Source organism: Halorubrum saccharovorum DSM 1137 (assembly GCF_000337915.1).
Lineage (GTDB): Archaea > Halobacteriota > Halobacteria > Halobacteriales > Haloferacaceae > Halorubrum > Halorubrum saccharovorum.
The window spans coordinates 42,025-54,417 of the sequence record NZ_AOJE01000057.1 but is presented as its reverse complement, the minus strand read 5'-3'; the positions used below and the strand labels follow the sequence as shown (position 1 = coordinate 54,417).

The window sequence follows — 12,393 nt, the reverse complement described above, 5'->3', positions numbered from 1 at the left end:
GGGACACACCGAGTCTTGCTCACTCTCCTCCTACTCATCACAATGGACGGTACACATTTGACTGCTTCCAACAGGGTGTTAGTGATGCTATCACATCTGCGATGAGGAGCAGTCCCGAGCTCAGGTAGATCGCCCAGAACAGAGCTCTTCCCATGAAGCTCATTTGTTCGTGTCCGACTTCGTGGAGGAAGACGTAATCAACGACGTCTTTTGAGAACTCATTTTTGGCCTGTGCGTTCATCAGCAGAGTTTCGAGCGGAGAGTAGTCTACCATCCGCCTGCTGTCGTTGCGGAACTAGTACACTGTCCGTGAGACCCCGCCCGCAGTGTATTCGCTGGTCTCGGTTACTTCGTCCCAGATTTTGGCATATTGATGAGTCAATCCAGACTGTATTTTACCGAGCACGGTTGCGATGTACCCTCTTTTCAGCACATACGGAAAATTGACGTATAAACAAACTAGCGGAGAGAGTCAATCACGGGATGGTCTTTCCAATGGGTTAATCACAGGCGGAGACTTCATATACTGCTGGAAAATGTCTGATAACTGGCTTTCTCTTTATTTGGACTGCTTTACGTTTGGAGGTCCACCTCGTCGTATCTTCTACGCTATTATCCTAGAAGGTGTATTCCTTCTCGGCCTTTTCAGCTTCACCTCGGAAGGTTTACTAGATACTAGTGTAGTGCCTCAGTTTACCGAGGTGCTCACTGTTGGCGCCATTGTAACTGGTCTCGGCGCATATCTCATATCACGGAGTGCCGCTAAGGACTCGTTCTCCTCCATTCTACACACGGATTTTGTCCCTGCTTTTATCGCAGTAGGTTATCTGTTCCTCGGTGAATTAGCGACTGCGATCGGGTTTTTGCTCCATATCTGGGTTTACCAGACGCCGCTAACCCCGACCAACGAAGAGATCTGGGTGGGTCTTTGTATCGGTGTTCTCTTCGGATTTTTGATTCTGTTCTACTTCGACCGTTACGAGATCGACGCCCCAGATGACTACTACCAGTTTGAGGAGGCCTCTGAAGAGGTAATCAAGGCGAAGAAGTTCCTAGAGAAAACCGAGCTACCGCCGATCGATTTGACCGGGAGGTACAAAGCACTGGAAGAATCGATGCAAGAGACTGCGGATGTGCTAAAGAAGGCGAAAACTCAGGACGGAGCAAGGCTAGCTCAGGATGTTGAGGCTTGTTTGGATGATCTCCGAGGTCGACCAGAGCCATCGAAGCATCTGATCGCCGGAGATTCGCAATCCCCAGAGCAGCAAGAATTAAAAGATCGGAGACAGGAGCTTAATTCAGTAATTAAGCGGATAAAGAAGATAGCCAATCATGGATGAACCTGTAGATGTCGAGTCTGTCTGGCCTCATACGGAGATGGTTCTGTTTCTGGTAGACTCAGATACCTGCTTTGGCGAACCGATGGGCGGCATCATGGAAGAGGTCGTAGATTGTGAGCACGTAAACGGCGAAGGTCGACACATCGATAATGACCTCTCGGCCGACACTCAACGGTTGCCCAAAGCCAGTATCGAGAGAGACAAGGAGATCATCCCTAACAGCTTGATTCTGGTTCACTGTGACCTAGTTATTGGAACTAAGATGGAGGACTATCTCAATGGGACAACGATTCCTAAATCCTCCCGCATAGTAGCCATTATTGACGATTCAGAGCACTCGAACCCGGGACAAAAACTCGATATGATTCAGCGTCCTATTGAAAGAGCTTCATCGAAGGAAGAAATCATGGATGAGGCCAGGGATTACTTCAGGACGATTTGTCCGGAGTGCAGCGGCCTATCTGCTCGTTCCTGGGTTTTCAGATGGTGCGAAGGCGCCTACCACAGGGTGGAGAATTAGCATGGCTCGCCACGAAAAAGCCTTGCTCAGAGTGTCGCAGTGGTTGGATCTTTCGCGCACGGAGCGGCAGGAGTTCGTTGATACCGCTCAGAGGATTTCATCTCGGCAGGAAGCCGCGTTCAGCCAGTACGATGAAGAGTATTTAGAGCACCTGAAGCAGGATGTCTTCACCCACGAGGAGGTACTCAGCTATCTAGAGGAGGCTGGCATCGGGGAAGACGTCGTCCAGGACTTCAGTTCCGGAGAGATTCCTTTCGACGAAGTCTACCAGAGCTGGAATGAGATCCGGTACTCGGTTAACGAGATTCTGGATCTAACGATGCTGCTTAAACTGGTTCACTCCTGCTCGGAAAACCCCGAAACGCTTTCTCAAGGGATTGACAGCCGGTACAAGTTCCAGAAACTGGTCTACCTGGTGAACCAAGAGCTCGCAGACCAGAACCGAATGGACCGTGACACTGCGCCATACGATCACGGCAAGTTGGAGAAAACCGGATTCCGCTACACATACCGGATGCGGAGCTCCGGGCCTTTCGCCAAGACATTGGAAGAAGATAAACGCCGACTCTACGCCTCCAACCTGATTGATGAGGAGGTGATGGCGAAGGTGGAAACACCGGAAATAAACGAGGAGAACTGCCGGTACCGGATCACACTGGGACGGTCGGGTGAAGTGGTGATGGACCGTTTCGCTTCCCGGCTTGAATCATTGGAGACAGAGGTCTTGTCGGACTGGGAGGATGCAATTGACCACGTCGTCCTCCAGTTCGGTCACATGACCGTGGAAGAACTCCACGAATACATCATGGACTTGGACCCGGTCAAGGAAGCAGAGGACCGGGACCTGCTGTTAAGAGGGAGACGAGTGAAGTATGATTCTGAACCCTGGATCACGATTTCTACTGGAGGAGAGATAGGCCATGTCTGAACCCAGAATTAAGGAAGAAGTCCAACAGTCGATACGGGAAGATGAGGGAATCGACGACGAGTACGTAGACGAGTTCATCGACCTTTTCGACGCTAAGTACCGGGACCTCGAGTTTGACGATGAGCTGGTCTCCTTGACCCGGATGGATATTGAAGGGTTCAAAGTCATCGATGAGTTGGACGTTTCCATTTCTGACCGGGCTACCATCATTCACGGACGAAATTCGAAAGGGAAGAGCAGCTTCATTGAGGCCACCCGGTTCAACCTTTTCGGCAGAGACAATGACGATCCATTGATCACGAGACCGATTAACCGGAACTACAAGAAGCTGAAAACCGACGGGTACTGGCGGAAGGGCCGCCGCAACTACCTAGTCCACCGGGAGATGGAGCGGAATCAGAGCTATGAAGGCTACAATAAGCCCAACGTCATCGAAAATCCGGAGGATAGTGAACACAGCGAGGCGGAGCAACGCACCCAGTCAGAAGTCGACGACCTAATCGGCATTACACCGCTGTATGAGCAGGGTTTCGACCGGTTCAACATATTCTCCTTGTTCAGCGTTATCTCCGGTGACCTCCGCAGCTTCTATGGTTGGGACGAGGCGACGGATCTGATCGATCTGCTGTTCGGTATCAAACTCACCAAGGTGGATAGGGCGTTACGCAGTGAACTTGAGGAGTGTAAGTTGGAGGACGAGGAACAGGAAGCGAAGACTAGGTTGCTGGAGTACAAGCAGCGGGCTAAACGGATCAATGACGAAATCCAGGAACTGCGGGAGGAGCAGGAACAGGTAGAGAACCAGCTTTCTGAGAAGGTAGAAAGACGGGAGGAACTTGGTCGACTTCTTGATAAGAGCGAGGCGGACTCGGCTCTCTCCGAGAAAATTGATTTGAAGGATGAGATATCGGATATTCAGTCTCGTATCCAGGAGAAGGAGGACGAGTTCCGAAGTGTGAAACAGGAGATATCAAAATTAAAGGATGAGACCGCCACCGACGAGATTGCCCCTGCTTTACAGGAGATTCAGCAGCTGATCTCGCTGCCGAACCGGTGTCCAGTCTGCACCCGCGATGTTGACCCGGAGCAGCAGCAACGTTTCAACGACCACGGCGACTGCCCGCTCTGCGGAAAGGATGTTCCAGACAACCGTTACGAAACGGTGTCCGAGGTTGACGAGGAAGCCGAGGTAATTGAGCGAGAGAAGAGGCAGGAAGAACTGGAGGAATTGGAGAGCCGGCAGAGGACACTGGAGGGAGAGATCGAGTTCTTGAAAGAAGAACTGGAGGAGAAGAGGGACCAACTTGAAACCGTAAGAACGCGGGAAGAGCAATCCGGCTTTGCAGAGTACAAGCGTGAAAAGGAGAAGATAGAGCAGGAAATCGAAGATCTGCGGGACAAGAATACTTCCCTCGAACTCAGTATCGACGCGAAGAAAGGCACGTTGCATGGTGTTGCCCGGCAGGTGTGGGAGTGGAGCCAGATTGACGAGGAAAGACAGAGGAAGGAGCAACGTATGGATGCGTTGGAGTCCTATCAAAGCATTATATCCGAGGAGCGGAAGAAAGCCCGTCGACGGTTGAAGAACAGGCTGGAAGAACGGATGGAATCCCTCTTGGACATTTTCACACGCGGCACCTTTGCCAATGCCACCGGTGTCCGCTTCGACAGAGGCGATTCGTACAGCTACACGATCCACCGGACAGACAACGCGCAGAAATCGCCAGGACTGTTGGGGCAGACTGATGCAGAGCTCCTTCTACATATGCTGCTTTTCCACACTACGGTTTTAGCAGAGTTGGAGGAAGAGCGTGAGACGGTTCCGCTTAAATTGCTGCTGATTGACTCGCCGTACGGGAATGGCCCGGACGATGAGAACGCAGCAGACGTTACAGACTTTTTGTTGGAGCTTCCTGAAATCCTGGAAAGCTACCAGCTGATTGTGGCGATGGCGGATTCAAACCTGACCGGCCGGGATAAACTGGAGGAGTCCTACGCCTTGGAGCCGGTTGAGCAACATATCTGAAAAGTTGATGCCCGTATAGGCCCACAGAAGGGGATCGGCCTCGGCGCTCATACCTTTCATTACGTTTTCGAGGACTAGGACGCCGTAATTTAAATCCCGCCAAATCCCTCAATAGGTGAGGCAGTCCCGCGTAGAGTCTATTTACCCCTGAATGGGTGAGGGGCTCGCTGTACTGGCGGGTTCCCGAAACACGGTGAGTTCAATGGCAACCAGAGACATCTACGAGAGCGGATTCGACGAGGACGTCCGAACGGAACCGAGCGCGAACCAATGTCCCGAGTGTGACGGACGGGTCACCACGAACGCGGTCGAAACGGTCTGCGAGGACTGTGGGCTGGTCATCGACGACCAGCGTATCAATACATGGATAAAAATGAAGTCTATAGCTCCAGCCTTATGAGTAATACAGCAAGATCCGAAACAGACCACGAGCCATAGCAGTCGGACTCCCTAACACCGTCCGTAGAAAATTTAAACAAATAGATCAACTTATTAAATACAGATGGAGGACGTGATTCGCACCGTCAAAGTCAAACTCAACGTGCCCACCAATCGGTGCGACGATCTCCATCAGACGAAAGACCAGTTTCTCCACTGCGCGAACACGACCGCGGAATGGGCGTGGAGACACCCGGACGAGTACTGTGTGACCTCAAAACAACAAGCCGAAAACGCGCTGTACGAGCGACTTCGGGACGAGACGGATCTGACCGCAAACCTCGTTCAGAAGGGGATTCGACGCGCTATCGAGGCTACAAAAAGCGGTGTCGCCCGACTCAAAAACGGCGAGACCACTAGTCAACCACACTTCGACGCGTGGAGCGTCGTCTACGACAAGCGCAGCGCGACCTTCCACCGCGATCATGTGTCTCTTTCCACGGTGAACGGGCGCGTCGAGTGCCCGTACGTGATTCCCGACGATCCTGAGCAGACACCGATCGGTGAGTACCTGCTGAACGAGGACTACGAATTCCGGGAGTCTACGCTCCAGTACGATCGTTCGAGCGAGACGTTTTACTTCCACGCACGAATGCGCCGGACCACAGACGACTACGAGCGGGCCGCGGTGGCTTCTTCAGACGCTGAGCACAGAACAGTCCTCGGCGTTGACCTAAACGTGGACGGCTCGCTCGCCGTGACGTCAACAGGTGCGTTCATCGGAAATGCCGATAAGATGAATCACCGACGCCGCGAGTTCGAGAAGACCCGCGGGTCGATGCAGCAGGCAGGCACGCGATCGGCGCACCTAGCAATTCAATCGATGGACGACCGAGAGCGCCGCTGGGTACAGGATGAATTGCATTGTGCCTCAAACGAGATCCTGACAGAGGCGCGCAAGCACAGCTGTACGCACGTCGTGTTTGAGGACCTCACAGATATTCGCAAGCGAATGGCTGGTGTCAAGCGATTCCACGCGTGGGCGTTCCGATGCTTGTACCAGTACGTCGAGTACAAAGCTGAGGCGCTCAGGATCGGGGTCGAGCAAGTGAGTCCGGCGTACACGAGCCAGCGGTGTTCCAAGTGCGGATTTACTGATGAGATGAATCGACGGTCGAAACACACGTTCGCGTGTCAGAAGTGCGAGTACGAACTGAATGCGGACTACAACGCGAGTAAGAATATCGCTCGGAAGCTGTTGAAACGACTCCATTCGGGGCCTACGTCTTCGGATGGAGGCGCACCCTGTCAGTGTGCGCTCAAGTCAGGGACACTGACCCTGAACGGCGAGTTCCACGCCTCCGTCAGTTCGACGGTAGAAGGAGAGTCCACTGACAAGCCCACAACTGAAATCGTGGGTTACTGACGGGCCGGAGTGGCGATCATTCAACGGTGAGACGACACCCACTCGGACGCGAGACCCACTTACTGTCGCACGCCACAATCGTGAGCTCTCAGCCAAAATCACCCACTAGGTAGTTACAAACTGAGCTAAGCTAACTGGACAGAAGCGCACACAGCATACGCAGATCCGTCAAGAGTAGATCCGTGGACAGCTCCGATCAAAAACCGATCAGACTCTCACGGATGGACTGACCGAAGTCTATCGGGTCGTAAGCGGACTTGGTGTCACAGATCTGTTCCGGAATCAAGCCTCCCAACTCTCCCGAGCGCTCAGAACGAGGATCTGCCTCGTGGCAGATCCATCGAAATCAATACTGCGGCCTGCCTCTACACGGCCCGTCGCGAAGAGGGACGCTGGCTGACGCAATCCGAGGCCGCGGCCGTGGCGAACGCCTCGATGGTGACTGTCCGTACACACTGGAATACGTTGGAGGAACTGGTCGCCTGACAATGCTCGCCCCCAGATAACCCCGTAGATAATTTTCTCAGAAAATTATTTGTTTCTAGCCCGCGTAGCACCCAGTATGACCGAGACGTGGGACGACGTCAACGAGCAGGTCAAAACGGACTGGAAAGACGACACCACGCCATTCGAGCGGGTGTACGAAGTCGTTGAACAGACCCACGACGGGCAGTCGGCAGCCAAGATCGGCGAGCGGGCCCTCGTGAGCGAGCCGACAGCGCGTCGCCACTGTAAGTCGCTCGTGAACACGGGCTTCGCCGAGACGGAACAGGAGGGCCAAACGACGCTGTACAAGCGCAACAGTGATCGGGTGTTGATGTCCCGGATCCGCGAGCTACGTGAGGAAGTCACTCGACCGGAGTTGCTTGACAGTATCCAGGAGATGAAGGCCGAGATCCGGCGCTACGAGGACCGGTACGATGTGGTGTCCCCGGAAGAACTCGCCCAGCAACTCGACGCCGACGAGACGGATGGCTGGGACGACCTTACCGCATGGCGAACGACGCGGCAGAATCTCGCCGTCGCGCAAGCCGCACTCGCCTACGACGAGGCCAGCCACCAGCTCGCCGTATGAACGGTAACGACCGTGCCGGCGAGTTCGGGCCGATCTATCTTCCGGCGCTCCAGCGGATTCGTGACCTTTGGCTCGAACTCGAGCCGCTCGTCGACACAACGTCGTACGATGATGTTGTCGCCCCCACGGAACTGCAGATCACTCTTAGCGATGGGCTCGGCGGCGCCGACAGCGCTCGGCTCGATATCCAGTGGAGCGAACTGGGGATGTATTCATTCCACTACGTCGATAGCGACGACGTCAATTGGCGCTTCGATCGCCACCCGAACACACACTCCCCCGAGATCCACTTTCATCCCCCGCCCGCGGCCGCGACGACGGACGCCGAACCGTCGTGTATCGACGTGACTGAGGTCTCACTCGTGACGCGTGCCGTCCACACAATGTGGCGTGCAGCGTACGAGGACAACAACGTCGACCAGTTGAATAGCGCCTCAAACCCGCCGTAAGGCGACATTATCGCATGGCGCGGTCAGCCACGTCCATCATCTGCTCGCGAGCAGCTTCGACATCCGAGTAGAGCACCAACGCGTGCTTGATGAGGCGACGGTCCTCCAGGTTCTCTTCCCAGCGTGTAATCACGTCACGGCGTTCGTGAAGTTCGTCACTTGAGAGATCGCCATCAGCAAGCGACTGTTCGAGCTCTTCCCACGTCTCGACATCGTAGGTCGCCTGCCACTTCTCGATCTCTTCGGTGATCGCGGCCAATTCGTTGCGCAGCTCCTCGCGCGTGTTCTCCTCAATGAGCGAACGGATTTCCTCGAAGAGCAGGCGCGTGTAGTCCGGCTGATAGCGAGTCGTCTCGCCGGCCTCGACGCGACGCAACTGGCCCTGGTCGACGAGATCCTGAAGTTCCTCGTTGGTCGTGCTCCAGGCGGCGTCGGCCTGCTCGCTGATCCAGTTGACCGACCGCGGTTCCCGAAGGGTCTCGGCGACTGCTCGAATACGGTCGCGGGCACTCATCGACTTATCCCACGACTGAACGCCATCTCGCGAGGATTCGGACATGCGTGGCACCTCTTGCAATAGTGTTCGTGCCTTATACTCATATATGGTTGTACCTTCTCGCATAATCAAGAGTTCCTTACGGGCATACGCGTCCGGACATTGAAATACGAAACCGACAGAAGCTATGAGCCAACCGATGCATAACAGATATTCAGACTTTGAGGAACTGCGGCCGACCGGCGAGGCGTCCCACGTTCCGGACACGAGGCTGGACGACGGGTACGAAGGTAACCCCAGACGGCAACGTGTCGCGACGAGCACTGACGGCTATCCTGCTGCGCCGACGGCCACCGACGGCGAGTGCCGGTCCTGTGGGGCGTCAGTTCCAGACGGACAGACGAAATGCCGGTTCTGTCTCAGCAACCATCTCGAGAGTGACACCACCAGCACGGGCGAGTCAGCGTCGACGACGGTCCTCGGTATCGTCCACCTAGTCGTCGAGTCGACCACGTTCTACGGCGCCGTCGCGAAGGGCGGCGCGGCAGCGAACCTCCTCTCCGCCAACGAGGCGGAGCCGGCCGTCGACGACTACACGCTCATCTACGATCTCGACGAGGCACCGGCTCGCCAGCTGGCCGAGCAATGGCCCTCACTTCCCGACGCGGTACAGGTGTCCTCAGCGGAGGGAGAGCAGCTTCTCAGTGCCGCCCGTGACCGGACAGGGTGCCACGGCCAGGGAGCCACGGCGCAGCAGCAGCAGCAGCCCCCGACGCGCCTCTACGACCAGCGTGGGGACGGCATCCGCGACGCGTCGCGTCTCGACGCGATCCTCGACGACACCGACGACGCGATGTGGCTAATCCCGGCGATGGTGTTGACCGAATCCGCTCGGGAGGATGAAACTGACAGCCAGGTGTCGTCGGTACCGACAACGGAGCAACTCGACTGTCAGAACTGTGGACGGACGACCGACCATCGGTTCAAGACCCACGAGCCGATTCCTGATGAGTCGTGGACGGGCCAACCGATCTGGGAGTGCCGGGTATGTGGCACAGCTCGCTACGGCCCCAGTCTCGAGTAGCGCCAGCGCTGGGCGTCGGTTAACCAACAGCCTGCGCATTCCCCCCGCGTTTTGTTGGTTAAGGCCGTGACCTCCTCGAACCCCGACGCCAGTCTCGTAGGAGTCTTTCCGCGCCGGCGAGCGGTGAGGCGCTTCCGATGGAGCAAGAGTTCAAACAAGGCTACCGGATGCATCGTATACTCAGCAATCTCAACCGGCTCGATGTCGACCGGTTGGACGACGCGGATCGAGAGCGAGTCGAGACCGCGAGAGAACTCCTAGAAGAGGTGAGCATTCTCACGCGGCCGGGCGACGGAGCCGGGGAGGATGCCCACGCAGACACCTAACTGGAGTCCCCGGCCACACCTCGTCGGGAGGCACCTCTTGCGTCTGTTTATCACCCCCGACAGGGGTACGGGGGCAACCCCGTGAAGTCCAGATATGGCGACACTGCAAGCTGCGACGACATCGACCGGCGCATTCGTATCGAATCCACAGGCAGTCCGCGAGCTCTGTGAGAGCTACTGCTTCGGGACGCTCGACTGGGAGGTGACCGAAGACGGAGAGCTCACCATCTGGGGGAACGATGACTTCGAGGTGTACGAGGCGCGTGAGAACGGCCTCCCTGACTACGAAGGCGGCATCGTGACCCACGAGTTCTTGCGAGAACTCGCCGACCATCTCGAAGCCGACGAAGAGTTCGATATCCAGACGGCGGGATTTACCAAGTGTCGCTTCCCAGTGCTGGCGAAGCGGTACGTCGTTCGCGACGGCGAAGTCCTCCACGCGGACCTCAGTTCCCCCGACCCGATCGACGAGTAGCGTTGTTCGTCCCCCCAGAGGGGTGCGGGGCGATCCAGTCGCGGTCGCCCTGCGAGGTGAGTGTTCAAATGGGTCACCGCGCACTTGTTGCGTACGAACGCACAGACGGACAGTACACGCTCCACTACAGCCACTGGGGTGCAGCAAATCTGAAGCTCAAACATCGAATCTCGGCGGAGTCGCCGTTCGGTGGCGAAGACACCGACTCCAAGTGGGCGAAGCAGCTCCTCGCGGAGTTGGCCGATGGCCTCGAGGCAGACGCCGTCGACGGCTACCTGGCCGGTGAGGATCGACCGCCGACGGTCGTCGAGCCAAAACCCCGTGCTACAGGCCTCTCGCTTGACGAGATCGTCGCTGACCATCTCGACTACCTCCACCACGAGGCGTTCTACGTGGTGTCGACGACGTTCGAGGTGACCGCTTATCGGACGCTATGGTTCGGGCTGCAGTACGATTCAGAGACAGTCGAACAGGGAGAGACGGTGGGGAACGGCGCGCTCGCGACGGTGCGCTGGTACGACGGCGAGCCGGTCGGCGACGGCCACCTGCAGGGACAGTTTGCGGCCCTCAAAGACGTCGTCGGCGATATGCTCGACAAGGGCGTCTTCACGCCGTCGACGGCGAGACAGTACCTGAAACGGAAGCTGGCCGAACGAGTCGGAGACCGACAGGAGCTGCTCATTCCGACCGAAGAATCACCCTTCGAGACAGCGAGTTTCGGCAAGCCGTAACACCAATCCCTTAGTGGATACCGGGGAACACACAAGTATGTCAAATCAATCTGAAGACGGTCTTCGTGTCTGGCTTGTCGAACGAACGTACTCCGATGACGAACAGAACCTGATCATCCTCACCTACGCGACGCCCGATGGAGAACAGTACTATCGGAAGGAACGCGCACTCACGTCCTTCACCGACGTCCGAGACACGACAGCAGCAGTCGATGCTGAACCCGGCAATCTTGGCATGGTCGATGACCCCGACCTCCAAGAGCAATACGCGGCCGAAGCACAGCGAATGCAGGAAGTTCACGACCCTGACGACGTAATCTGAGGTCTACTGGTCGACAACGCTGCAGGCCATGGGTTATGTCGTAGCAGGCCTTAGACGGGGTATGCGCGAACTCGTCTTCGCTCTCGAATACGAGCCCGGCTGTAACAGGGTGGCTGACGCTCTCGCCGACCACTCCGACGCCCGCGTCCGCTCGCTCTCGCTGCACGCCACTGCCGAACGTCTCTGGCGGGTCGACCATGCTACCGGAACTCCTGAGGCGCTCGACGCTATCGAGGACGCCTTTCTCACCGGCGACTACTACGCCGACTGTCTGGCGACTGAGGATTGCGGCGCCACACAGACCACCCGCGTCCTCGACCGCACGGACGACGCGCTCATCCTCTACTCAGATTGGGAGCGCACTCCGACCTGCGCCTCAGTCCCCCACATCGCTCGCGACCACCTCGGCGACGGCGTGCTGTTCGAGACTCGTCACGAGGGCCGCCACTACACGTGGCGACTCATCCACTCCGGTGAGGGCGACATGGCGGCGTTCTTCGACGCTCTCAAAGTCGCCGTCGGGGAGTGCGCCCAGATGGAGATGCTCCGCACAGCGGACACAACATCAGCTAGGGGACGCGACGGGACACCGAGCGGCCTCCCGCCAGCCCAGGAGGCCGCGCTTCAGGCCGCGGTCGAACACGGCTACTACGAATCACCCCGTGAGGTCGACGTCGGCGAGCTCGCCGAGCATCTCGACGTGCCACGGTCAACACTCACCTACCGACTCCGTCGGGCGGAAGAACATTTGGCGAAGCAACATGTCGCCGGCGAGCGGGTAGCGGAAGAACGGCTGGCATCCCACTGAAGGCCGTAG

The 12,393-nt window shown here is 56.9% G+C and carries 16 protein-coding genes and 1 pseudogene; 15 read left to right on the top strand and 2 right to left on the bottom strand.

The window, feature by feature from the left end; all coding sequences use genetic code 11:
* Window positions 1-37: 37 nt before the first annotated feature.
* Window positions 38-274: a hypothetical protein gene (locus tag C471_RS17105; protein WP_004048606.1), complete on the bottom strand. Its 237-nt coding sequence runs from the start codon at window positions 272-274 to the stop codon at window positions 38-40.
* A 262-nt stretch (window positions 275-536) separates the two neighbouring features.
* On the opposite strand from C471_RS17105, the gene C471_RS09800 reads away from it, so the two are divergent.
* From C471_RS09800 to C471_RS09770, 9 genes and pseudogenes are all read left to right on the top strand, one after another.
* On the top strand, window positions 537-1,340 hold the full coding sequence (locus tag C471_RS09800; RefSeq protein WP_152421881.1) for a hypothetical protein: 804 nt from the start codon (window positions 537-539) through the stop codon (window positions 1,338-1,340).
* The gene (locus tag C471_RS09795) at window positions 1,333-1,860 is read left to right on the top strand and encodes a hypothetical protein (RefSeq protein WP_049909229.1); all 528 of its coding nucleotides are present in this window, start codon (window positions 1,333-1,335) and stop codon (window positions 1,858-1,860) included. Before C471_RS09800 ends, C471_RS09795 begins: the two co-directional genes overlap by 8 nt.
* A 1-nt stretch (window position 1,861) precedes the next feature.
* Entirely contained in the window at window positions 1,862-2,788 is a 927-nt protein-coding gene (locus tag C471_RS09790) for a hypothetical protein (RefSeq protein WP_004048603.1), read from the top strand.
* Window positions 2,781-4,814, top strand: a complete 2,034-nt coding sequence (locus C471_RS09785) for an AAA family ATPase (protein WP_004048602.1) — start codon at window positions 2,781-2,783, stop codon at window positions 4,812-4,814. Before C471_RS09790 ends, C471_RS09785 begins: the two co-directional genes overlap by 8 nt.
* 202 nt (window positions 4,815-5,016) lie before the next feature.
* Window positions 5,017-5,175 (top strand): annotated as a pseudogene (locus C471_RS17100) (TFIIB-type zinc ribbon-containing protein); the annotation flags it as partial.
* A 141-nt stretch (window positions 5,176-5,316) separates the two neighbouring features.
* A complete protein-coding gene (locus C471_RS09780) occupies window positions 5,317-6,618 on the top strand; it encodes an RNA-guided endonuclease InsQ/TnpB family protein (RefSeq protein WP_004048601.1) in 1,302 nt (433 codons plus the stop codon).
* A 195-nt stretch (window positions 6,619-6,813) separates the two neighbouring features.
* Complete coding sequence (locus C471_RS18215; protein ID WP_275039944.1) at window positions 6,814-7,104, top strand: hypothetical protein; 291 nt, start codon at window positions 6,814-6,816, stop codon at window positions 7,102-7,104.
* A gap of 76 nt (window positions 7,105-7,180) precedes the next feature.
* The gene (locus C471_RS09775; RefSeq protein ID WP_004048600.1) at window positions 7,181-7,693 is read left to right on the top strand and encodes a DUF7342 family protein; all 513 of its coding nucleotides are present in this window, start codon (window positions 7,181-7,183) and stop codon (window positions 7,691-7,693) included.
* On the top strand, window positions 7,690-8,142 hold the full coding sequence (locus C471_RS09770) for a hypothetical protein (RefSeq protein ID WP_004048599.1): 453 nt from the start codon (window positions 7,690-7,692) through the stop codon (window positions 8,140-8,142). Before C471_RS09775 ends, C471_RS09770 begins: the two co-directional genes overlap by 4 nt.
* Window positions 8,143-8,149: 7 nt before the next feature.
* On the opposite strand, the gene C471_RS09765 is transcribed toward C471_RS09770, so the two are convergent.
* Window positions 8,150-8,701: a DUF7342 family protein gene (locus C471_RS09765; protein WP_004048598.1), complete on the bottom strand. Its 552-nt coding sequence runs from the start codon at window positions 8,699-8,701 to the stop codon at window positions 8,150-8,152.
* Between the two features lie 136 nt (window positions 8,702-8,837).
* Between C471_RS09765 and C471_RS09760 the strand changes: the two genes are divergently transcribed.
* The 6 genes from C471_RS09760 to C471_RS09735 all read left to right on the top strand — a co-directional run bounded on the left by C471_RS09760 (window position 8,838) and on the right by C471_RS09735 (window position 12,384).
* Window positions 8,838-9,722, top strand: coding sequence for a biosurfactant protein 1 (locus C471_RS09760; protein ID WP_004048597.1), 885 nt, complete (start codon window positions 8,838-8,840; stop codon window positions 9,720-9,722).
* A 137-nt stretch (window positions 9,723-9,859) separates the two neighbouring features.
* The gene (locus tag C471_RS09755; protein ID WP_004048596.1) at window positions 9,860-10,048 is read left to right on the top strand and encodes a hypothetical protein; all 189 of its coding nucleotides are present in this window, start codon (window positions 9,860-9,862) and stop codon (window positions 10,046-10,048) included.
* Between the two features lie 94 nt (window positions 10,049-10,142).
* Complete coding sequence (locus tag C471_RS09750; RefSeq protein WP_004048595.1) at window positions 10,143-10,523, top strand: hypothetical protein; 381 nt, start codon at window positions 10,143-10,145, stop codon at window positions 10,521-10,523.
* 68 nt (window positions 10,524-10,591) lie between these two features.
* Window positions 10,592-11,254 (top strand): DUF6735 family protein, encoded by a 663-nt coding sequence (locus tag C471_RS09745; RefSeq protein ID WP_004048594.1) that lies wholly within the window; start codon window positions 10,592-10,594, stop codon window positions 11,252-11,254.
* Between the two features lie 37 nt (window positions 11,255-11,291).
* Complete coding sequence (locus tag C471_RS16455; RefSeq protein ID WP_049983734.1) at window positions 11,292-11,576, top strand: hypothetical protein; 285 nt, start codon at window positions 11,292-11,294, stop codon at window positions 11,574-11,576.
* 61 nt (window positions 11,577-11,637) lie between these two features.
* Entirely contained in the window at window positions 11,638-12,384 is a 747-nt protein-coding gene (locus tag C471_RS09735; protein WP_004048592.1) for a helix-turn-helix domain-containing protein, read from the top strand.
* Window positions 12,385-12,393: the final 9 nt, after the last annotated feature.